22 protein-coding genes and 1 other RNA gene are annotated in these 21,953 nt (G+C 60.0%); 14 read left to right on the forward strand and 9 right to left on the reverse strand.

Features of this window, described 5'->3' with window-relative positions; all coding sequences use genetic code 11:
- The 5 genes from PMI37_RS30425 to PMI37_RS30445 all read left to right on the forward strand — a co-directional run.
- A partial coding sequence (locus PMI37_RS30425) for a cbb3-type cytochrome c oxidase subunit II (protein WP_008088797.1) occupies positions 1-383 on the forward strand: 383 nt, incomplete at its 5' end.
- A 5-nt stretch (positions 384-388) separates the two neighbouring features.
- Positions 389-574, forward strand: coding sequence for a CcoQ/FixQ family Cbb3-type cytochrome c oxidase assembly chaperone (locus tag PMI37_RS30430; protein ID WP_003175465.1), 186 nt, complete (start codon positions 389-391; stop codon positions 572-574).
- Complete coding sequence (gene ccoP / locus PMI37_RS30435; protein ID WP_008088799.1) at positions 571-1,554, forward strand: cytochrome-c oxidase, cbb3-type subunit III; 984 nt, start codon at positions 571-573, stop codon at positions 1,552-1,554. Before PMI37_RS30430 ends, ccoP begins: the two co-directional genes overlap by 4 nt.
- Before the next feature lie 260 nt (positions 1,555-1,814).
- A complete protein-coding gene (locus PMI37_RS30440) occupies positions 1,815-2,069 on the forward strand; it encodes a type II toxin-antitoxin system Phd/YefM family antitoxin (RefSeq protein WP_045123357.1) in 255 nt (84 codons plus the stop codon).
- Positions 2,069-2,488: a type II toxin-antitoxin system VapC family toxin gene (locus PMI37_RS30445; protein WP_008088803.1), complete on the forward strand. Its 420-nt coding sequence runs from the start codon at positions 2,069-2,071 to the stop codon at positions 2,486-2,488. The genes PMI37_RS30440 and PMI37_RS30445 overlap by 1 nt, the downstream gene beginning before the upstream one ends.
- A 37-nt stretch (positions 2,489-2,525) precedes the next feature.
- On the opposite strand, the gene PMI37_RS30450 is transcribed toward PMI37_RS30445, so the two are convergent.
- Entirely contained in the window at positions 2,526-3,524 is a 999-nt protein-coding gene (locus PMI37_RS30450) for a metallophosphoesterase family protein (RefSeq protein ID WP_008088804.1), read from the reverse strand.
- 569 nt (positions 3,525-4,093) lie between these two features.
- Here PMI37_RS30450 and ccoG point away from each other — a divergent pair.
- The 6 genes from ccoG (at position 4,094) to hemN (ending at position 11,109) form a co-directional block, all read left to right on the forward strand.
- On the forward strand, positions 4,094-5,509 hold the full coding sequence (ccoG, locus tag PMI37_RS30455) for a cytochrome c oxidase accessory protein CcoG (protein WP_008088806.1): 1,416 nt from the start codon (positions 4,094-4,096) through the stop codon (positions 5,507-5,509).
- A gap of 11 nt (positions 5,510-5,520) precedes the next feature.
- Positions 5,521-6,060 (forward strand): FixH family protein, encoded by a 540-nt coding sequence (locus PMI37_RS30460; RefSeq protein WP_008088807.1) that lies wholly within the window; start codon positions 5,521-5,523, stop codon positions 6,058-6,060.
- A 135-nt stretch (positions 6,061-6,195) separates the two neighbouring features.
- Entirely contained in the window at positions 6,196-8,646 is a 2,451-nt protein-coding gene (locus PMI37_RS30465; RefSeq protein ID WP_008088808.1) for a heavy metal translocating P-type ATPase, read from the forward strand.
- Between the two features lie 22 nt (positions 8,647-8,668).
- Positions 8,669-8,881 (forward strand): cbb3-type cytochrome oxidase assembly protein CcoS, encoded by a 213-nt coding sequence (gene ccoS, locus PMI37_RS30470; RefSeq protein WP_008088809.1) that lies wholly within the window; start codon positions 8,669-8,671, stop codon positions 8,879-8,881.
- Complete coding sequence (locus tag PMI37_RS30475) at positions 8,874-9,557, forward strand: sulfite exporter TauE/SafE family protein (RefSeq protein WP_008088810.1); 684 nt, start codon at positions 8,874-8,876, stop codon at positions 9,555-9,557. The genes ccoS and PMI37_RS30475 overlap by 8 nt, the downstream gene beginning before the upstream one ends.
- A gap of 169 nt (positions 9,558-9,726) precedes the next feature.
- Positions 9,727-11,109, forward strand: a complete 1,383-nt coding sequence (gene hemN, locus PMI37_RS30480) for an oxygen-independent coproporphyrinogen III oxidase (protein ID WP_008088811.1) — start codon at positions 9,727-9,729, stop codon at positions 11,107-11,109.
- Here the strand turns inward: hemN and PMI37_RS30485 are convergent.
- Positions 11,106-11,588 (reverse strand): hypothetical protein, encoded by a 483-nt coding sequence (locus PMI37_RS30485; protein WP_008088812.1) that lies wholly within the window; start codon positions 11,586-11,588, stop codon positions 11,106-11,108. The two genes, hemN and PMI37_RS30485, sit on opposite strands and share 4 nt — an antisense overlap.
- A 154-nt stretch (positions 11,589-11,742) precedes the next feature.
- Between PMI37_RS30485 and fnr the strand changes: the two genes are divergently transcribed.
- Positions 11,743-12,477 carry a fumarate/nitrate reduction transcriptional regulator Fnr gene (fnr, locus tag PMI37_RS30490; protein ID WP_008088813.1) on the forward strand — a complete coding sequence of 245 codons (735 nt, stop codon included), beginning with the start codon at positions 11,743-11,745 and terminating at the stop codon, positions 12,475-12,477.
- A gap of 78 nt (positions 12,478-12,555) precedes the next feature.
- The gene (locus PMI37_RS30495; protein ID WP_007918333.1) at positions 12,556-13,104 is read left to right on the forward strand and encodes an adenine phosphoribosyltransferase; all 549 of its coding nucleotides are present in this window, start codon (positions 12,556-12,558) and stop codon (positions 13,102-13,104) included.
- Positions 13,105-13,239: 135 nt separating this feature from the next.
- On the opposite strand, the gene PMI37_RS30500 is transcribed toward PMI37_RS30495, so the two are convergent.
- From PMI37_RS30500 to dnaX, 5 genes are all read right to left on the reverse strand, one after another.
- Positions 13,240-14,388, reverse strand: coding sequence for an acyl-CoA dehydrogenase family protein (locus PMI37_RS30500; protein WP_008088814.1), 1,149 nt, complete (start codon positions 14,386-14,388; stop codon positions 13,240-13,242).
- Positions 14,389-14,542: 154 nt separating this feature from the next.
- Complete coding sequence (recR, locus tag PMI37_RS30505) at positions 14,543-15,145, reverse strand: recombination mediator RecR (protein ID WP_008088815.1); 603 nt, start codon at positions 15,143-15,145, stop codon at positions 14,543-14,545.
- A 66-nt stretch (positions 15,146-15,211) separates the two neighbouring features.
- The gene (locus PMI37_RS30510; protein WP_008088816.1) at positions 15,212-16,246 is read right to left on the reverse strand and encodes an NADP-dependent oxidoreductase; all 1,035 of its coding nucleotides are present in this window, start codon (positions 16,244-16,246) and stop codon (positions 15,212-15,214) included.
- A 273-nt stretch (positions 16,247-16,519) separates the two neighbouring features.
- Positions 16,520-16,858 (reverse strand): YbaB/EbfC family nucleoid-associated protein, encoded by a 339-nt coding sequence (locus PMI37_RS30515; RefSeq protein ID WP_008088817.1) that lies wholly within the window; start codon positions 16,856-16,858, stop codon positions 16,520-16,522.
- 67 nt (positions 16,859-16,925) lie between these two features.
- Positions 16,926-19,058: a DNA polymerase III subunit gamma/tau gene (gene dnaX, locus PMI37_RS30520; protein ID WP_008088818.1), complete on the reverse strand. Its 2,133-nt coding sequence runs from the start codon at positions 19,056-19,058 to the stop codon at positions 16,926-16,928.
- 145 nt (positions 19,059-19,203) lie between these two features.
- On the opposite strand from dnaX, the gene PMI37_RS30525 reads away from it, so the two are divergent.
- Positions 19,204-19,953 (forward strand): substrate-binding periplasmic protein, encoded by a 750-nt coding sequence (locus PMI37_RS30525; protein ID WP_008088819.1) that lies wholly within the window; start codon positions 19,204-19,206, stop codon positions 19,951-19,953.
- A 210-nt stretch (positions 19,954-20,163) separates the two neighbouring features.
- Here the strand turns inward: PMI37_RS30525 and ffs are convergent.
- Together ffs and PMI37_RS30530 are read right to left on the reverse strand one after the other, a co-directional pair.
- Positions 20,164-20,260, reverse strand: an RNA gene (ffs, locus tag PMI37_RS31650) — signal recognition particle sRNA small type.
- 203 nt (positions 20,261-20,463) lie between these two features.
- Entirely contained in the window at positions 20,464-21,627 is a 1,164-nt protein-coding gene (locus PMI37_RS30530; RefSeq protein WP_008088820.1) for a zinc-binding metallopeptidase family protein, read from the reverse strand.
- Positions 21,628-21,953 lie beyond the last annotated feature (326 nt).

The following is a 21,953-nucleotide window of genomic DNA, read 5'->3' on the forward strand; positions in this document are numbered from 1 at the left end:
GCGCCGAAACCGAACGCTACGGCCACTATTCGGTTGCCGGTGAAAGCGTCTGGGATCACCCGTTCCTGTGGGGTTCCAAACGTACCGGCCCGGACTTGGCTCGGGTCGGCGGTCGTTACTCCGATGACTGGCAGCGTGCGCACTTGTACAACCCGCGCAACGTGGTGCCTGAGTCGAAAATGCCGGCTTACCCGTTCCTCGTGGAAAACAAGCTCGACGGCAAGGAAACCGCCAAGAAAATGGAGGTTTTGCGCACACTCGGCGTCCCTTACACCGACGAAGACATCGCCGGTGCCCAGGATGCCGTGAAGGGCAAAACCGAAATGGACGCGCTGGTGGCCTATCTGCAAGGCCTGGGCACCATCATCAAAAGCAAACGGTGAATTAGATGGATATCGGGATGATTCGTGGCCTGGGCACCGTTGTTGTGATGGTGGCCTTCATCGGTCTGGCGCTGTGGGTGTTCAGCCCCAAGCGCAAGTCGGAGTTTGAAGACGCGACCTTGTTGCCTTTTGCGGATGATCCCGAAGCCATCAAGCACGTCGAGCAAGCTTCTAGGAGTAACAAAGAATGACTACATTCTGGAGTCTGTACGTCACAGTCCTCAGTCTCGGTACGATCTTTTCCCTGACCTGGCTGCTGCTGTCGACCCGCAAGGGCCAGCGCAGCGAACAGACGGACGAGACGGTCGGGCACTCCTTCGACGGGATCGAGGAGTACGACAACCCACTGCCGAAATGGTGGTTCATGCTGTTTGTCGGCACCATCGTTTTTGCCCTGGGTTACCTGGTGCTGTACCCGGGTCTGGGCAACTGGAAAGGCCTGCTGCCGGGTTACAACTACCTCGATAACGACAAGCAGACCGCGTTCGCCAACGGCCAGACCGGCTGGACCGGCGTGCACGAGTGGGAAAAGGAAATGGCCCGCTCGGACGCCAAGTTCGGTCCGATCTTCGCCAAGTTCGCCGCGATGCCAATCGAAGAAGTCGCCAAGGATCCGCAAGCACTGAAAATGGGTGGCCGTCTGTTCGCCTCCAACTGCTCGGTGTGCCACGGTTCCGACGCCAAGGGTGCTTACGGTTTCCCTAACCTGACCGACGCCGACTGGCGCTGGGGCGGCGAGCCGGAAACCATCAAGACCACCATCATGGGCGGTCGTCACGCGGTGATGCCGGCCTGGGCTGAAGTGATTGGCGAACAAGGCGTGGCCGACGTCGCGGCATTCGTCGTAACCAAACTCGATGGCCGCAAACTGCCGGAAGACACCAAGGCTGACCCGGAAAACGGCGGCAAACTGTTCGCCGCCAACTGCGTGGCCTGCCACGGTCCGGCCGGCAAAGGCACTCCCGCCATGGGCGCGCCGGATCTGACCCACCCGGGCGCGTTCATCTACGGCTCGAGCTTCGCGCAACTGCAGCAGACCATCCGTTACGGCCGTCAGGGCCAGATGCCGGCGCAGGAACAACTGCAAGGCAACGACAAGGTGCACCTGCTGGCGGCTTACGTTTACAGCCTGTCCCACGGTGAAAAAGCACCGGAAGCGAACGCCGAATAAGGCCAACGCCTGAAACACCAAAAAGGCCCCGCCGATTTAAATTGGCGGGGCCTTTTTTGTGCTGGCATTCATGCCTTGCGACATTTGCTCAATAGACCTGAGCAGCGCTGCCCCGTAGGTTTTTGCCCTAAGGCAGAAACGCTTTCGCCGGTGCCGATATGACAGTAACCCTCCGATCGTCCGCAACCCACCTGCCCGATTGCTGGCTCAACGTAAAAGTAGTAACGTTTCTACATCAGCATGTCAGGAGGCCGAACATGATGGCCATCAAAACCATTTCCAGCCGCGAATTCAACCAGGACACCAGCGCTGCCAAAAAGGCCACGCATCTGGGCCCGGTCATCATCACTGATCGTGGCAAGCCTGCCCACGTACTGCTGAGCATTGAGGAGTATCAGAGACTGACCGGTAGCCAGACCAGCATCGTCGAGTTGCTGGTCATGCCGAATACGCCTGAAATCGAATTCGAACCAGAGCGCGCCCTCATCACCCCTCGTAGCGTGGACCTGTCTTGATGTTTCTACTTGATACAAATGTAGTGTCCGAATTGCGAAAACCCCAAGCCGACAAGCAGGTGCTGACATGGGCAAGCAGCGTCGCACCGGCGAGCCTGTACTTATCGGCAATCACGGTATTGGAGTTGGAAACCGGCATTCTGCGGATCGAACGCCGCGACCCGCTGCAAGGAGGGATGCTGCGTAACTGGCTTGAGCGGCACGTCAAACCAGCCTTCAGCGGAAGAATACTCTCGGTCGATAGCGCCGTTGCCACCCGATGCGCACAACTGCACGTGCCTGATCGCAGCAATGAATGCGACGCCTTGATTGCCGCCACCGCCCTTGTACATGGCCTGACGTTGGTCACCCGTAACGTTACGGACTTTCAAACCAGCGGCGTTCACCTGATCAACCCATGGATCGCTGCCAATAACTGATCATAAAAAACCCTGCCAGATCGCTGGCGGGGCTTTTTTATGGCCGTTCGGCCCAGATCGATTTCACTGGCACCGTGGCGACTGGCTCGCGCTTACGCCATTCATTACGCTCAACCAGACTCACTTCCAGTTGCTTGCGATCCTTGGAGAAGCTTGCGATCAGATAGGTCTGCTGGGAAGCCGCACCGCTGAGAAACATCGGAACGGTGCCGATCTGGCTCACTCGTCCGCCATTCCTGTGAAGATGGCCGGCAAATATCGCCGTCACTTGATACTGTTCGATCATATTCCTGAAGCGTTTTTCCTGATCCCAGTTCCCATTCCAATCATAAGGTTTGTGCATGTTAATGATGATTGCATAGCCTTGAACCCGCGCAAGCCTCAAGTTGGTTTCAAGCCAATCCAGCGATTGGGTGATCTTAAACTCATGGTAGGGATGGACTATATCTACGGCATAGGTCGGCTCATTATTCAGCTGAATCAAGCGCACCTCCCCGACATCTTTCGAGTACGCGAGACTGCCTTTGTATTGTTTACCTAATCCACCGCCAGTCACGCGCAGGTCAAACTCATCGACTTTGCCTCTGTGGTGCTCTTCATACGCAACAACACTGTTGGCGGCGCAGCGATTACCAAAGCAGTCATCTATATTGTTTTCGTAGTCGTGATTACCCAGACCGTATAAATAGTCGCGACCGAAATGTTTATTCAACGCACTTTTCATAAAGGATATCTGGTACGGATGGCCGAAGGCAGTGATGTCGCCATTAATCATCAGTGGCACCTGCGCCTGCCCACCCATCTGCCGCCGGAAATCGGCGATGCTTGCAAACTGCGTGTCCACCAGCCATTTCGAGCGTTGATCAAAATCGTCATCCGACTCATGCTCGCCGCTGTCAGTCTTGTCTGTCCAGGGATACTGAGGGTCCGATGCAAAAACCATGTGCTGAGGCATTGCCTCATTGGATTGGGCCAGCGGCATCCATAACAGGATACCGACACTGGCCATTACTTTTACTACTTCCTTGATAGTCACTGCGCTAAAACTTCCATTAGTTAAATAACATTAGCCGCCGCGCAAAGCGGCGTGCCAGCCAAAGCTAACGGAAAACACCGAAACACCTCAAATTAAAAATACCGAACATTAAATGAAAGTTATTTCAAAAGAATATACCGCCCTTAGCACTTATAAGATTTAGCAGCACTTACCCTCTTCAACAGATCAACAAACATTAATATTCGCGCCCCACCCCATAGTGGCGAAAACAACTTATTAATCATTTGTTATGCCCTCACGAACACAAAAACCGATCGCTCGCCCGACGACATCACGTTCGTGTGAGGGCACAAAAACAGCGACAGATCGTGCCATGCCGAATCACCTCCGCCGGTTTTGTGAAAACCGTCCATACTTCACAAGTCAATTGACCTGCATCATGCTTTGTTACATTCGCTACACCATTCAGGTTTTTTCCCCAACGCGACCAAAGGTCGCACCCTTGAGCTAGAGCGACAGGCGTATCATTGCGCCACTGCAACACCCCTTTTTGACCGCGGTTGGCACGTATCGACCGAGGCATTTTTCCACTGCCGTGGGATGCAATGATGAGCAACCAGATTCCGGTACACGACGTCACACCACCGAGCAAAAACGCGAACAACAGCGTTGACCTTTACGCCTCTCGAGAAAAAATCTACACCCGCGCGTTCACCGGCCTGTTCCGCAATCTGCGGATGATGGGCGGCGCCGCATTGTTCCTCCTGTATTTCGGCACGGTGTGGCTGAACTGGGGCGGCCATCAGGCCGTGTGGTGGAACCTGCCGGAGCGCAAGTTCTTCATTTTCGGCGCGACCTTCTGGCCACAGGATTTCATTCTGCTCTCGGGCCTGCTGATCATTGCCGCCTTCGGCCTGTTCTTCATCACGGTGTATGCCGGTCGGGTCTGGTGCGGTTACACCTGTCCGCAAAGCGTGTGGACGTGGATTTTCATGTGGTGCGAAAAGGTCACCGAAGGCGACCGTAACCAGCGCATCAAACTCGACAAGGCGCCAATGAGCGCCAACAAATTCCTGCGCAAAGCCGCCAAGCACTTGATGTGGCTGTTGATCGGGTTCGTCACCGGCATGACCTTCGTCGGCTATTTCTCGCCGATCCGCGAACTGGTTTTCGAATTCTTCACCGGCCAGGCCGATGGCTGGTCGTATTTCTGGGTCGGTTTCTTCACCCTCGCCACCTATGGCAACGCCGGCTGGTTGCGCGAGCAGGTGTGCATTTACATGTGCCCGTATGCGCGTTTTCAGAGCGTGATGTTCGACAAGGACACACTGATCGTTTCCTACGATCCGCGTCGCGGTGAAAGCCGTGGCCCGCGCAAGAAAGGCGTCGACTACAAGGCACTGGGCCTGGGCGATTGCATCGATTGCACGATGTGCGTGCAGGTCTGCCCGACCGGCATCGACATCCGCGACGGCCTGCAGATCGAGTGCATCGGCTGCGCCGCGTGCATCGATGCCTGCGACAGCATCATGGACAAAATGGACTACCCGCGCGGGCTGATCAGCTACACCACCGAGCACAACCTGTCCGGGCAGAAAACCCATAAACTGCGACCACGTCTGATCGGCTACGCCATCGTGCTGCTGGCGATGATCAGCCTGTTGGTCACCGCGTTCTTCATGCGCTCGCTGGTTGGTTTCGATGTCAGCAAGGACCGCGTGCTGTACCGCGAAAACGCTGAAGGGCGGATCGAAAACGTCTACAGCCTGAAAATCATGAACAAGGACCAGCGCGACCACACCTACCTGCTGGACGCCAGCGGCCTGCCGGATCTGCGCCTGCAAGGCAAACGCGAGATCAAGGTCGCGGCCGGTGACATATTCAGCATGCCGGTCGAGTTGTCGAGCGCACCGGAACAACTGCCATCGAGCACCAACGAGGTGAAATTCATCCTCAAGGATGCCGATGACGACAGCGTCCACGTTGAAGCCAAGAGCCGATTCATCGGCCCACAAATCCGTTGAGAGAACTGAACATGCCCGCAGCAAACGCCGCAAGTCCCTGGTACAAGCATCTTTGGCCATGGATCATCATCGGGATTCTGGCCTGTTCGGTGACCCTGACCCTGTCGATGGTGACCATCGCGGTGAACAACCCGGACAACCTGGTCAACGACAACTACTACGAGGCCGGCAAAGGCATCAACCGTTCGCTGGACCGTGAACTGCTCGCGCAGAACCTGAAGATGCGCGCCAATGTGCATCTGGATGATCTCACCGGTGAAGTCGACCTGCGTTTGAGCGGCGACAGCCAGCCGAAAACCCTTGAGCTGAACCTGATCTCGCCGACCCAGCCGGAGAAGGATCGCAAAATCGTCCTGACCCGCAGCGAAACCGAAGCGGGTCGCTACATCGGCCAACTCGGCGACAAGGTCGAAGGTCGTCGCTTTGTCGAATTGCTTGGCAGTCAGGATGAACACGTCTGGCGTATGTTTGAAGAAGAGCTGGTCAGCCACGACAAGGACCTGCTGCTCGGCGACGAACCGCTGCAAGGCGCCGAAGACCTCAAGAAGTAACCCTGACTCTGATCGTTCCCACGCTCTGCGTGGGCACGCAGCCAGGGACGCTCCGCGTCCCAGCCGAAGCGGACGCAGAGCGTCCGGGGAGGCATTCCCACGCGGAGCGTGGGAACGATCATCGGAACACGTGCCATGACCACCCCACTCCCCTGCTACCACTGCGCCTTGCCCGTCCCCTCCGGCAGTCGCTTCACCGCTGTCGTGCTCGGGGAGTCCCGCGAGTTCTGCTGCCCGGGCTGTCAGGCGGTGGCCGAAGCCATTGTGGCCGGTGGCCTCGAACACTATTACCAGCATCGCAGCGAAGCCTCGGCCAACCCCGAAGCGCTGCCGGTGCAACTGGTTGATGAGTTGGCGCTGTACGACCGCGCTGACGTGCAAAAACCGTTCGTTCGCCATGAAGGCGATCTGGCCGAAACCACCCTGCTGATGGAAGGCATCAGTTGCGCGGCCTGCGGCTGGCTGATCGAGAAACACCTGCGCACGCTGCCCGCCGTCGCCGAGGCGCGCCTGAACCTGTCCAACCATCGCCTGCACGTGAGCTGGGCCGACGCGCAATTGCCGCTGAGCCAGATCCTCGCCGAACTGCGCCACATCGGTTACGCCGCCCATCCCTATCAGGCCGACCGCGCCAGCGAACAGTTGGCCAGTGAAAATCGTCTCGCCCTGCGTCAACTCGGCGTGGCCGGGCTGCTGTGGTTCCAGGCGATGATGGCGACCATGGCCACCTGGCCCGAATTCAACATCGACCTCAGCCCTGAGCTGCACACGATTCTGCGTTGGGTAGCGCTGTTCCTGACCACGCCGATCGTGTTCTACAGCTGCGCACCGTTTTTCAAAGGGGCGATGCGCGACTTGCGTACTCGCCATCTGACCATGGACGTCTCGGTATCGCTGGCCATCGGCAGCGCCTACATCGCCGGGATATGGACATCGATCAGCGGCGTCGGCGAATTGTATTTCGACGCGGTCGGCATGTTTGCCCTATTCCTGCTCGCCGGGCGCTATCTGGAACGTCGCGCGCGTGAACGAACCGCCGCCGCCACGGCGCAACTGGTCAATTTGCTGCCGGCCTCGTGTCTGCGCCTTGATGCAGAAGGTCAGAGCGAACGCATCCTGCTCAGCGAATTGCGCCTGGGTGAGCAAATCCTCGTGCAACCGGGTTCGATCCTGCCGGCAGACGGCAAGATCATCGACGGCCAGTCGAGCGTCGATGAATCGCTGCTGACTGGTGAATATCTGCCGCAACCACGCACGCTCGGCGATGCAGTCACTGCCGGCACCCTCAATGTCGAAGGCGCCTTGACCGTTGAAGTGCAGGCGTTGGGGCAGGACACTCGATTGTCCGCCATCGTTCGTTTACTCGACCGCGCCCAGGCGGAGAAACCGCGACTGGCGGAAATCGCCGACCGCGCCGCGCAATGGTTCCTGCTTTTGTCGTTGATCGCGGCGGCGGCCATCGGTCTGTTGTGGTGGGAACTGGACTCGTCGCGAGCGTTCTGGATCGTCCTCGCCATGCTCGTCGCGACCTGCCCTTGCGCGCTGTCGCTGGCAACGCCGACGGCGCTGACGGCGGCCACCGGCACCCTGCACAAACTCGGTCTGCTGCTGACGCGCGGGCATGTGCTGGAAGGTCTGAACCAGATCGACACAGTGATTTTCGACAAAACCGGCACCCTCACCGAAGGCCGCTTGGTGTTGCGTTCGATCCGCCCGCTCGGCGCACTCGACAGCGACCAATGCCTGAGCCTCGCCGCCGCTCTGGAAAACCGCTCGGAACACCCGATTGCCCGCGCGTTCGGCCGTGCACCGCTGGCCGCCGAAGAAGTCCACAGCACGCCGGGACTCGGCCTCGAAGGGCTGGTGGGCGAGCAGCGGCTGCGCATCGGTCAGGCGGATTTTGTCTGCGCCCTCAGTGGCGTTGCGGCGCCGTCGATGCCGGACGAGGCGGGACAATGGTTGCTGTTGGGCGACGCTCACGGGCCGCTGGCCTGGTTCGTTCTCGATGACCGCTTGCGTGACGACGCCCCTGCTCTACTTGCCGCGTGCAAGGCGCGGGGCTGGCGCACGTTGCTGTTGTCCGGCGACAGCTCGCCGATGGTCGCCAGCGTCGCCGCCGAACTCGGTATCGACGAGGCGCGAGGCGGCTTGCGCCCCGATGACAAGCTGCAAGTCCTGCAACAGCTGCACAAGGAAGGTCGCAAGGTGTTGATGCTCGGCGACGGCGTGAATGACGTGCCGGTGCTGGCGGCGGCCGACATCAGCGTGGCCATGGGCTCGGCCACTGACCTTGCGAAAACCAGCGCCGATGCGGTGTTGCTGTCCAATCGCCTCGATGCCCTGGTGCAAGCCTTTACGTTGGCGCGACGCACCCGCCGGGTAATCATCGAGAACCTGCTGTGGGCCGCGCTGTACAATGGCCTCATGTTGCCGTTCACCGCCCTCGGCTGGATCACTCCGGTGTGGGCGGCGGTTGGCATGTCGATCAGTTCGTTGACCGTGGTGCTCAACGCTTTGCGCCTGACTCGCCTGCCGGGTTCGCCGCACGCCAGCACCCGATCGCCAACCCGCCCGCTGCCGGCCTGAGCCGCGCGGGCCTGGAGTACAGATGCCAGCTCTCTACGTGATGATTCCGGCCGCGTTGCTGATCGTCGCCATCGCCGTGTACATCTTCTTCTGGGCGGTGGACAGCGGTCAGTACGACGACCTCGACGGCCCGGCGCACAGCATCCTGTTCGACGATCAGGACCCGAAACACACCGCTGCCGTCGACGAAGTGAACGCCAGCAAACCGGACGACAAGGCCCCTCCCCATGCTTGAACTGTTGCCACTGCTGGTCTCGGCACTGATTCTCGGTTTGCTCGGTGGTGGCCATTGCCTGGGCATGTGCGGCGGCTTGATGGGCGCACTGACCCTGGCGATTCCCAAGGAGCAGCGCAGTCGGCGTTTTCGCTTGTTGCTGGCGTATAACCTTGGGCGAATCCTCAGCTACGCCACAGCCGGACTGCTGATCGGCCTGGCCGGATGGGCGGTGGCCAACAGCCCCGCCGCGCTGTTCATGCGCGTGCTGGCCGGGTTGCTGCTGATCGCCATGGGTTTGTATCTGGCCGGCTGGTGGAGCGGGCTGACGCGCATTGAAAGCCTCGGGCGTGGGCTGTGGCGTTACATTCAGCCGGTGGCCAACCGTTTGCTGCCGGTGTCGAGCCTGCCACGTGCGTTGCTGCTCGGTGCGTTGTGGGGCTGGCTGCCCTGCGGGCTGGTTTACAGCACGTTGCTGTGGTCGGCGAGTCAGGGCAATGCGCTGGACAGTGCGTTGTTGATGCTCGCTTTTGGCCTCGGCACCTGGCCGGTGTTGCTCGCCACGGGCCTTGCGGCAGAGCGCGTCACTGCGCTATTGCGCAAGCGCAGCGTGCGCATGGCCGGTGGTTTGCTGGTCATCCTGTTCGGCATCTGGACATTGCCCGGCCCGCACCAGCATTGGCTGATGGGGCATTAAAATCAAAAGATCGCAGCCTGCGGCAGCTCCTACAGGAGGACACATTCCAATGTAGGAGCTGCCGCAGGCTGCGATCTTTTGACTTAATGCTGTTGATGCAAATCAAGTGCCCCATCGCCGCACCCCGATAGACTCGCCACACTGCCAGCCTATCCGGGGGAATGCCCGCATGCTCGACGCCATTCGTTGGGACACTGATCTGATCCGCCGCTACGACCTGGCGGGGCCGCGCTACACCTCGTATCCGACGGCCGTGCAATTCAACAGTCAGGTCGGCACCTTCGACCTGTTCCATGCCCTGCGCGACAGCCGCAAAGCCCTGCGTCCGTTGTCGCTCTACGTGCATGTGCCGTTCTGCGCGAACATTTGCTACTACTGCGCCTGCAACAAGGTCATCACCAAGGATCGCGGTCGTGCGATGCCGTACCTGCAACGGCTCGAACAGGAAATCCAGCTGATCGCCTGCCACCTCGACCCCGCGCAGAAAGTCGAGCAACTGCACTTTGGCGGCGGCACCCCGACCTTTCTCAGCCACGATGAACTGCGCCAGTTGATGGCGCACCTGCGCAAGCACTTCAACCTGCTGGAGGACGACTCCGGCGATTACGGCATCGAGATCGACCCGCGTGAAGCGGACTGGTCGACCATGGGGCTGCTGCGTGAACTCGGTTTCAATCGCGTCAGCATCGGACTGCAAGACCTCGATCCGGCCGTACAACGCGCAGTCAATCGCCTGCAAAGTCTGGAAGAGACCCGCGCCGTGATCGATGCCGCGCGCACCCTGCAATTTCGCTCGATCAATATCGACCTGATCTACGGTTTGCCCAAGCAGACGCCGGACAACTTCGCCCGTACCGTCGAGGAAGTCATCAGCCTGCAACCGGACCGGCTCTCGGTGTTCAACTATGCGCACCTGCCCGAGCGCTTCATGCCGCAGCGGCGAATCAACGGTAACGAACTGCCGAGCCCGGCTCACAAGCTGGAAATGCTCCAGCGCACCATCGAGCAACTGACCGCCGCCGGGTATCGCTACATCGGCATGGACCACTTCGCCCTGCCCGACGACGAACTGGCCATCGCTCAGGAAGAGGAAACCCTGCAACGCAACTTCCAGGGCTACACCACCCACGGTCATTGCGATTTGATTGGCCTGGGGGTTTCCGCGATCAGCCAGATCGGCGACCTGTACTGCCAGAACAGCAGCGACCTCAACGAATACCAGAACACCCTCGCCGCCGCACAACTGGCGACCAGCCGTGGCCTGGTGTGCAACGCCGATGATCGCCTGCGTCGCGCGGTGATCCAGCAATTGATCTGCAACTTCAGCCTCGACTTCGCCGAGATCGAACAGCAGTTCAACGTCGATTTCCAGGGCTATTTCGGCGCGCTATGGCCGCAATTGCAGGGCATGGCCAACGATGGCCTGATTACTCTCGATCGCGAACGCATCGAGGTGTTGCCGGCCGGACGCCTGCTGGTGCGCTCGGTGTGCATGGTCTTCGACGCATATCTGGAACAGCAGAACCGTCAGCGCTTCTCGCGGGTGATTTAGTTCTTCATCAGCAGCGAGGCGGTTTTCATGGTTTGTTCCGGGGTCAGGTTCGACTGATTCATGACTTTGGACAAGGACAGGTTGGCGGTGATCAAGCCATTGTTCAGTGCAGCAATGGCGCCTTTGAGCGCGGCGAGTTTGGCGATTTTCTCTTCGGTGGACAGGGTCTTGTCGGCCATGACCGCTTTGATTCGGGCGTTCTTCTCGGCAATCTGTTGCTGCAGTTGGCGGATCATTTTCAGCAGTTGCTGGATGTTTTCCGGCAAGCCGCTTTCTTCGATGTCGCGATTGTCGCCGCCTGAGCCTGCGGACTTGTGGATGGCGGCACCGGACAGCGACACTTTGACGCCCTCGACCAAGGTCGGGCTTGCCAGCAGCGACGATTCGCCGTCCTGCTCGTGATCAACCGTGGTTCGGCTGGTTTCCAGCAACGATGCAACGCCGCTGTTAGCGGGGCTTAGCGTACCGATAGCGGCCATCGAAGCGTTCCTTGTATGCGTTCTGATACCTGTTTATCGGCGGCATGTCCTGCGGCTTTATAGCCGTAGGACAAAGTCGCCGCAGACTGGCCTGAATGTCCTCCTGTGGGTTACCCTTACGGCTTATGTGTGTTTTCCCACAAGGATTTAAGAAATGTCCGAGCCAGTTAAACTGCGCGCTCACAACCAGGCCCATTGCAAGGATTGCAGCCTGGCCCCTCTCTGCCTGCCACTTTCTCTGAATCTGGAAGACATGGATGCGCTGGACGAAATCGTTAAACGCGGCCGCCCGCTGAAAAAGGGTGAGTTCCTGTTCCGTCAGGGCGACACGTTCGATTCCGTTTATGCAGTACGCTCCGGCGCCCTGAAGACCTTCAGCCTGAGCGACAGCGGCGAAGAACAACTGACCGGTTTCCACCTGCCGAGTGAACTGGTCGGCCTGTCCGGCATGGACACCGAGAAACACCCGGTGTCGGCCCAGGCGCTGGAAACCACCTCGGTCTGCGAAATTCCCTTCGAACGTCTCGACGAACTGGCCCTGCAACTGCCGCAGCTGCGCCGCCAGTTGATGCGCGTAATGAGCCGTGAAATCCGCGACGACCAGCAAATGATGTTGCTGCTGTCGAAAAAAACCGCCGACGAGCGCATCGCCACGTTCCTGGTCAACCTGTCGGCACGCTTCCGCGCTCGCGGCTTTTCGGCCAACCAATTCCGACTTGCAATGTCGCGTAACGAAATCGGCAACTACCTCGGTCTGGCCGTGGAAACCGTGTCTCGCGTGTTCACCCGCTTCCAGCAAAACCAGCTGATCGCCGCCGAGGGCAAGGAGATTCATATCCTCGACCCGATCCAGCTCTGCGCACTGGCCGGTGGCTCGCTCGAAGGCTGATCTCGATCCGCGGTTGAGCGAAGCGTTTCAGCCGCGGGTATACTGCGCCGTTTGCAGCCCTGCCAGGACACCTCGACGATGGTCTTCGACTCCTTCGACATCAAATCGCTTATCCGCCCCGTGATCGACTTCCCGAAACCGGGCGTGATCTTTCGCGACATCACCCCGCTGTTCCAGTCGCCGACGGCCCTGCGCCTGGTGATGGACAGCTTCGCCCACCGCTATGTGGAAGCCGACTTCACCCACATCGGCGCGATGGATGCCCGTGGTTTCCTGATCGGCTCGGTGCTGGCGTATCAGTTGAACAAGCCGCTGGTGCTGTTCCGCAAGCAAGGCAAACTGCCGGCCGACGTGCTGGCTGAAGGTTACGCGACCGAGTACGGCGAAGCGTTCCTCGAAGTACACGCCGACAGCCTGTGCGAAGGCGACTCGGTGGTGATGTTCGATGACTTGATCGCCACGGGCGGCACGCTGATTGCGGCGGCCAACCTGATTCGCCGGATGGGCGCGCGGGTGCATGAGGCGGCGGCGATTATTGATTTGCCGGAGTTGCAGGGTTCGCAGCGCCTGGAAGACATGGGTATCCCAACGTTTTGCCTGACGCAGTTTGCGTTGACTGATAAGTAAGCGGCGATTTCACTGACGCCATCGCTGGCAAGCCAGCTCCCACAGTGATTTCGGTCGTTCACAAATTTTGTGTACGCCAAAGACACCTGTGGGAGCTGGCTTGCCAGCGATGACGCCAGTTGCTTCACCAATTATTCAAAGCCCCATCTGCTTGCTGATGATCTCGTTCATCACCTCTCGCGTACCGCCGCCAATCGACAGAATGCGGTTATCCCGATACAGCCGCTCCACCAGACTCTCGCGCATGTAACCGAGTCCACCGAGAATCTGCACCGCTTCCGTGGTGATCCGGTCCGAAGTGTCCGTGGCAAAGTTCTTCGCCATGGAAATCTCCTTGATCACACTCTGCCCCGCCGCCATCTTCGCCGCCTGCCGATAGGTGAATTCGCGCGATACCTCCAACGCCGTGGCCATCTCGGCGAGGCGATGCTTGATTACCTGAAACTTGCCAATGGGCTTGCCAAACGCTTCGCGCTCACGCGCCCATTTCAGGCTCTGCTCCAGTGCAAGCTGGGAAGTCATGTTGGCCATCAGCGCCAGCGCCAGGCGTTCACTCTGAAAGTTACCCATGATGCAGGCGAAGCCCATGTTCTCGGCACCGATCAGGTTTCCTACAGGCACACGGCAATCGGCGAAGAACAATTCAGCGGTGTCCGACGCCCACCAGCCCATTTTCTTCAGCTGGCGGCCGACGGTGAAGCCCGGCGTACCCTTCTCGATCAGCAACAGACTGATGCCGGCAAAACCCGGCGCACCGGTGCGCACCGCAACGGTGTAGAAGTCGGCGCGTACGCCACTGGTGATAAAGGTTTTGCTGCCGCTGACGCGATAAACGTCACCTTCACGCACGGCGCGGGTCTGCAGGTTGGCGACGTCCGATCCACCACCCGGTTCGGTCACGGCCAGGGCGCTGATTTTTTCGCCACTGAGCACTTGCGGGACGACGCGATCGCGTACTTCGGGGCGCGCCCATTTGACGATCGGTGGCAGACCGATATCCAGTGACCCCAGCCCCGCCACCAGGCCGCCAGAGCCGCAGCGCATCAGTTCTTCACCGGCGGCGACCTTGGCGAACAGGTCGCCTTCATGGCTGCCACCGAGCGCCTCGGGGTAACCGATACCGAGTATTCCGGCGGCGCCCGCCTTCAGGTACAGCTCACGGGGGAAGCTTTCGGCCTCTTCCCACTGATCAATGTCCGGCAGGATCTCGCGTTCGACGAAACGTCTGACGCTGTCGCGGACCATTTGGTGGCTGGGGTCGAAGTATTCCTGAAAGGCAGGCATGGGCGAGCTCCACGGAAGGGTTCGCCGACGTTAACCGAGCGCTTGCTTGGTTTACAAGATACAGAAGATCAAAAGATCGCAGCCTGCGGCAGCTCCTACAGGGAAATGCATTCCAATGCAGGAGCTACCGCAGGCTGCGATCTTTTGATTTTTATCAGAGGGAAATCGGTTTACGCCCGGCAAACGAATGCGCCAGCGTGCCGCCGTCGACCAGCTCCAGCTCGCCGCCCAACGGCACACCATGGGCAATCCGCGAAGCGATCAGACCTTTGTTCTGCAACAACTGCGCGATGTAATGCGCCGTGGCCTCGCCTTCAACCGTCGGGTTGGTCGCGAGAATGACTTCAGCAAACGTCCCCGCCTCTTCGATCCGCGCCATCAATTGCGGAATGCCGATCGCCTCAGGCCCCAGGCCATCGAGCGGCGACAAATGCCCTTTGAGCACAAAGTAACGCCCACGGAAACCGGTCTGCTCGACCGCGTAAACGTCCATCGGCCCTTCCACCACGCACAGCAACGTGTCGTCGCGGCGGGTGTCGGCGCATTGCGGGCACAAATCGTCTTCGGTCAGCGTGCGGCACTGGCGGCAGTGCCCGACGCCTTCCATGGCCTGGCTGAGTGCCTGCGCCAGACGCAAACCGCCACTGCGGTCACGTTCGAGCATCTGCAACGCCATGCGCTGGGCGGTTTTCTGACCGACGCCCGGCAAAGTGCGCAGGGCGTCGATCAGTTGGCGAATCAAAGGGCTGAAGCTCATGGGTAAAAAGTCCGACAAAACAACGAGACGCGGTTTATACCCGCGCCTCTGGCCAGCGTCAAATACTCAGTCCTGGGCGACCTTCACCACCAGTTTGCCGAAGTTGCGCCCTTCCAGCAGACCGATAAACGCTTCAGGCGCCTGCTCCAGGCCTTCGACCACGTCCTCGCGGAATTTGACCTTGCCGTCGCGCACCCACGGCACCATGTGGCTGACGAACTCCGGCTGACGATCACCGTAGTCGTCAAACACGATAAAGCCCTGGATGCGCACGCGCTTGGTCAACAGGGTACGTTGCAGCATCGGCAGGCGATCCGGGCCTTTAGGGGCTTCAGAGGCGTTGTAACCGGCGATAAGGCCGCACAGCGGAATGCGTGCCTTCGCGTTGAGCAACGGCACGACCGCGTCGAATACGTGGCCACCGACGTTTTCGTAATAGATGTCGATACCGTCGGGGCAGGCCTTGGCCAGTTGTTCGGCGAAGTCAGGAGCCTTGTGGTCGATGCAGGCGTCAAATCCCAGCTCTTCGACAACGTATTTGCACTTCTCGGCGCCGCCGGCCACGCCAACCGCACGCAAACCTTTGATTTTCGCCACTTGGCCGACCACCGAGCCCACCGCACCGGAAGCCGCGGCGACCACAAGGGTCTCGCCTTCTTTCGGCTGGCCAATGTCCATCAGGCCCATGTACGCGGTCATGCCGGGCATGCCCAGGACGCCGAGGGCCATCGACGGGCTCGGCAACCCCGACGGGATCGGGATGATGTTGCGGCCGTCACTGATGCTGTGGCTTTGCCAGCCTGTGGCACCGACCACCAGATCGCCTTTATGAAACTTCGGATGACGCGAATCCTCGACACGGCTGACAGCGCCACCGGTCATCACCTCGCCGATTTGTACCGGGGCGGCGTAGGACGGTGCATCGCTCATGCGTCCGCGCATGTAGGGGTCGAGGGACAGGTAGAGGGTTTTCAGCAGTACCTGGCCGTCCTGCAGATCCGGCAGCGCTTCGCGTTCGAGGCGGAAGTTTTCCGGTGTCGGCGCGCCAACCGGGCGCGAGGCGAGGACGAAGCGTTGATTGAGGGTAAGAGGGTCGGACATGTCAGCGTCTCCTGTGAATGATGAATTCAGCGGGTATAGGGAGCAGACCGTTGCGGCTTTTGCGCGTTCGATGTTTCGCACGACATTCATGTAGGAGCTGCGGCACGCTGCGATCTTTTGATCTTGATTTTTGGTTTAAAGATCAGGATCAAAAGATCGCAGCCTCGTTGCACTCGACAGCTCCTACAGGGTGCTCTGGTGATCAGTCAGAAACAAAAATGCCAGGCGCGAGGCCTGGCATTTTGTGTAGCTCATCTGCCGCCGCTTGGCGAATCAGAATGGCAGTTTCATACCCGCAGGCAGGTTCATGCCGGCGGTCATGCCGCCCATTTTTTCCTGGCTGCTGGCTTCGATCTTGCGCACGGCATCGTTGACGGCGGCAGCCACAACGGCTTCGAGCATTTCTTTGTCGTCTTCGCTGAGGCCTTCAACCAGGCTTGGGTCGATGCTCACGCTTTTGACGTCGTGGCGACCGGTCATCACCACGGTGACCATGTCGCCGCCGGCCTTGCCGGTGACTTCAGCGTTGGCCAGTTCTTCCTGCATCTTGGCCATTTTTTCCTGCATCTGCTGCGCCTGCTTCATCAGGCCGGCCATGCCACCTTTCATCATGGGAATCACCTCAAAAGTACTTGGATCAAAACAGCGCCCGGCCATCGCGGCCGAGCGCCTTCAGTTATTAGCCTTGGGCGACCAAGGCATCGACAGGTTCAATAGTATCGTGTCGCACCACCGCGCCAAACTGCTGAACCATCTGCTGGATGAACGGATCGCCGTGGATCGACTTCTCCGCTTCACGCTGACGGTTCACGCGTTTACGGGACGCCGCCTGGGCCGGGGTTTCCTGTTCGGGCTTGATCAGTTCCATGGTCAGCGTCAGCGTGCGGCCGTGGAACTGATTCAACGCATCGTTGAGACGACGCTGTTGAGTGGCGTTGAACAGTGCGCTGTGTGCCGGGTCCAGGTGCAGCAGCCAGTGATCGCCATCGACGGCGATTAACGTGCAGTTGGCGGCGATGCTCCCGGTCATGCCGGAGATCGGCAGTTTCGGGAACAGCTCCAGCCATTGCAACGCCAGACCGGTTGCCGGCGCGGCAGCAGGCTCTGGCTCAGGTTCCGGGGCGGGTTCGGCAGCGTGTTCACTGGCCAGTTCGTCAAGGTAGCTGTAGGCCGAATCGAGGTCCGGCTCGATGTAATCCTCGTCCAGCGGCGGCTCGTCGTCCCCGTCCATGCCCGGTGTGGCGGCGTCGACGTCGGCGACTGATGGCTCAGGGATAGGCGCAGCGGCCCACTCCGGCGCGTCTGGGACGACGCTGTCCGGGGTCGGCAACGGCATCGGCGGCAATTCGGGCTGCTCGGCGGCGGTTTCCAGCATGGGCTCGACGGCTGGCTGCTGTTCTGGCTCAGCCTCTGGCTCGGCCTCTACGGGATCATTCCACGGCAGATCGACGACGGCTTCGGCGACCGCTTCGGCGATGACGGGCGCCGGCTCAGGCTCTGCAACAGGAGCAACCGGCGCAGGCGCGGGCTCGGGTGCCGGTGCCGGTGCCGGTGCCGGTGCCGGTGTAGCCACTGGCTCAGGAACTGGCGCAGGCATCGGTGTCGGTGCAACAGCCGCAGCAACTACCGGCGCAGGCTTGGGCGCGGCAGCCACTGAATTTGCGGAATCAACTGTGGCCTGGCTGATCCCCACTGGCTTTAGCGGTTGCCTCGGGGCGTCCGCCGTATCAGCGGGCCGGAAGGCGAGCATCCGCAGCAGGACCATTTCAAACCCGCCGCGCGGGTCCGGCGCCAACGGCAAATCGCGGCGGCCGATCAGGCCCATCTGGTAATAGAACTGCACATCTTCAGCCGGCAAGGCTTGTGCCAGTGCCAACACGCGATCACGGTCACCATGGCCGTTGTCGACGCCTTCCGGCAGCGCCTGAGCGATGGCCACGCGGTGCAACACGTTGAGAATTTCCGAGAGCACACCATTCCAGTCCGGGCCCTGCTCGGCCAGGTGACGCACCGCTTCAAGCAGCGCCTTGGCGTCGCCTTCGATCAACGAATGCAGGACGTCATAGACCTGACCGTGATCCAGCGTGCCGAGCATCGCCCGCACGTCGGTGGCGAGCACCTTGCCTTCACCGAAGGCGATGGCCTGATCGGTCAGGCTCATGGCGTCACGCATCGAACCGTCAGCGGCGCGACCGAGCAGCCACAGTGCATCGTCTTCGAAGGGCACGTTTTCGGCGGTCAGGACGTGGGTCAAATGCTCGACCACACGCTCCGGCGTCATGTTCTTGAGGGAGAACTGCAGGCAGCGCGACAAAATCGTTGCCGGAAGTTTCTGCGGGTCGGTGGTCGCCAGGATGAACTTGACGTAGGGCGGCGGCTCTTCGAGGGTTTTCAGCAGCGCATTGAAGGAATGGCTGGAGAGCATGTGCACTTCGTCGATCAGGTAGACCTTGAAGCGCCCACGGCTCGGCGCGTACTGCACGTTGTCGAGTAGCTCGCGGGTGTCTTCGACCTTGGTGCGGCTCGCGGCGTCGATCTCGATCAGGTCGACGAAACGGCCTTCGTCGATTTCACGGCACACCGAGCACTCGCCGCACGGGCTGGAAGTGATACCTGTCTCACAGTTCAGGCATTTGGCAATGATCCGCGCAATCGTGGTTTTACCCACCCCGCGCGTCCCGGTAAACAGGTACGCGTGGTGCAGCCGCTGGCTGTCCAAGGCATTGATCAGAGCCTTGAGCACATGGGTCTGGCCGACCATTTCGCGGAACGAGCGCGGACGCCATTTACGTGCAAGAACCTGATAACTCATCGAAAACCGTCGCAGCGAAGGAAGCAGAAGCGGCTAATGCTAGCGGAGCAAGGGCAAAATTGCATCCGGTGTCCTCGTCTAATGTGGCTAAGCTGCATCAGCAGAGGCTTTTATCGGCTCAGGAGCGGGAATTACCGGAGCGTTTATGCGTTGGGCCTTGGGGGCACTGCTGGCAATCAGCCTGAGCGTGACGGCAGCGGAACCGCCGTTGCGCTTCGCCATGCCCGACAGTTGGGCGATGCCAATGGTGCAGTTCGAGCGCGGCCGCCCAACCCAAGGCATTCTCTACGACCTGATGCTCAGCCTGGCCACGCAGGTCGGCGTACCGGCCGAGTTTCACGTGCTGCCGCGCGCCCGCGTGCAGACGGCGATGGAGCATGGCGAGATTGACGTGCGCTGCTATGCCGCGCAGTCGTGGCTGCCGAATCAGTCGGGGGATTACATCTGGAGTCTGCCGCTGTTGTTTCAGCGCGATCTGCTGATCAGCCGCAAGGATCAGCCGGCCAGTGCCGATCCCGCTCACCTGCCCCGCCAATCCATCGGCACCGTCCTTGGCTACACCTACCCGACTCTGCAACCGCTGTTCGATGCCGATCGCCTGCAACGTGAAGATGCGCGCAATCAGGAGCAGGTGCTGGAGAAGCTGCTGGCCGGGCGTTATCGCTATGCGGTGAGCAATCAGTGGACGCTGGACTGGTTCAATCAACGCTTGATGCCTGAAAAGCAGTTGCAAGGGGTGGCGGTATTGCAGGAGCAGAAAGTCGGCTGCTATGTGAGGAATGACCCGAAAGTGCCGGTGCAGCGGATATTGCGCACGTTGCTGCGGATGCAAATGTCGGGGGAAATAGATGAGATTATCCGGCTCTACACCGGCCACTCCGACAACACCCCGTAACCTTGTGGGAGCTGGCTTGCCAGCGATTGCGGATTTTCAGTGAAATAGATGAACTTGACCCGCCGCTATCGCTGGCAAGCCAGCTCTCACAGTATCCTCATCAGCAGTGGGATTTGTGTCGGGACGGCAAATCGCAGACACAAAAAAACCGCAGTGGGCGAAACCCATGCAGTTCTGGTTGAAGCGTTCGATTGTTCGTTAAGGTGGTAACCCCACCAGCCACACCCCGGCACACAATGTTCCCGCTGTGGCTGCTGCCTTCCGGCTCTGACCAGGTTCACGGGTAATCGTTGCGGGGGGACCGATGGGGTCACCATAACGACGCTTGCCTGTCGGCGAGCCGCGCCATTGTACCTATCTGAGACGAAGTTACAACCGTTGGTTGCAGATTAAAAACATGAACAAGGTCAAGGACATAAAGATCGTCCGATCGCGGCCCGAGCCTGCGGCAGCTCCTACATGGATCCGCGTTCACCTGTAGGAGCTGCCGAAGGCTGCGATCTTTTGACCTTAAATCGCCAATACCTCATCCGCCCTACCGCCCGCCTGCTGAATCACCAGATGAATAAAGTGCAACTTGGCAATCGCCGGCGCCGGCAGCACGAACGGGTAGAAATCTGGCTGCCCCATGCTGCGTGACAGTTCATTGAGCATCCCGGCCAGTTCGATCCACGCGTTGACGAACGACAGAAACGCCTCGCCGCCGGGATGTTCCGGGTCGTACAGCGTGCTGGTCGGAAACGGCTGGTAGTCGAAATCCATTTCCCGCGCGCTCATGCCGAAGCCCAGCGCGGTGTCCACCGCGTCCATCATGTGCAGGTAATGCGCCCAGGTTTCCGCCCAGTCTTCCCACGGGTGCATGGTTGCGTAGGCGCTGACGTAGTGCTGCGGCCAGTCGAGTGGCGCGCCCTGTTGGTAATGACGATCCAGTGCTTCGGCGTAACTGGCGCGCTCGTCGCCGAACAGACTACGAAACGATCCCAGCCATGGGCCGTTGGCGATCAGTCGATCCCAGTAATAGTGACCGACCTCATGACGAAAATGCCCGAGCAGCGTGCGATAGGGTTCGTGCATCTGCGCCCTCACCTGCTCGCGATGGGCATCGTCGGCTTCTTTGATGTCGAGGGTGATCAACCCGTTGGCATGGCCGGTCATCGGTGCGTTGCCCTGGAGGTCGACACCGATGAAATCGAACGCCAGGCCGGTGTCTTCATCCACGGTTTTCGGAATGACGGGCAGGCCGAGGGTGATCAGTTGCGCGACGAGGCGACGCTTGGCAATTTCGACTTTGCGCCAGCGCTCGGGGTTTTCCGGGTCGGACAGGTCGGGGATGGTGCGGTTGAGGCTGCAGGCGACGCACAAAGCGTCGTCAACGCTGGCCGGCAGCAGCCAGTTACACGCGGCCGGGGTGTCGAGGTTGGCGCAGCGGCGATAGAGCCCTGCGTCGGGATCGGCATCCAGTGTCCAGGTGCCGTTCTCCGCGCCGGGCGACAGCGAAGTGATGCGGCTTTCTTCCGGTTGGTAACCGAGCAACGCGTTGCAGGCCAGGCACTGGCTGTTGCGAAAGAACAACGACTGGCCGCAGCGGCACGGCCAGACTTTGCTGTTGCGTGAGGATTCGGCCATGAACGGCGCGATGATGCGAGAACTGAGCTGCTCGAAAAAGCGGTGCATGGCGATCTCTCCCTGGGGCTTGCCAAGACTAGATCATTCCCATGACAACATCGTTCCCACCCATAACGGTGCAACCAGGTGATTGCACCATTGTGGCGAGGGGATTTATCCCCGTTGGGTTGCGAAGCGACCCCAAATCCATACAACGCGGTTAGTCAGATGTACCGCGTTGTACGGTTTTGCGACGACTGCGTCGCCGAACGGGGATAAATCCCCTCGCCACAGGGTTTTGTGTCAGACCTGAAGGCCAGGGTTTTGTGTCAGACCTGAAGGCCATGGGCTTTGTGTCAGACCTGAAGGCCATGGGTTTTGTGTCAGACCTGAAG

The organism is Pseudomonas sp. GM80 (assembly GCF_000282515.1).
In the GTDB taxonomy this organism is placed as follows: Bacteria; Pseudomonadota; Gammaproteobacteria; order Pseudomonadales; family Pseudomonadaceae; genus Aquipseudomonas.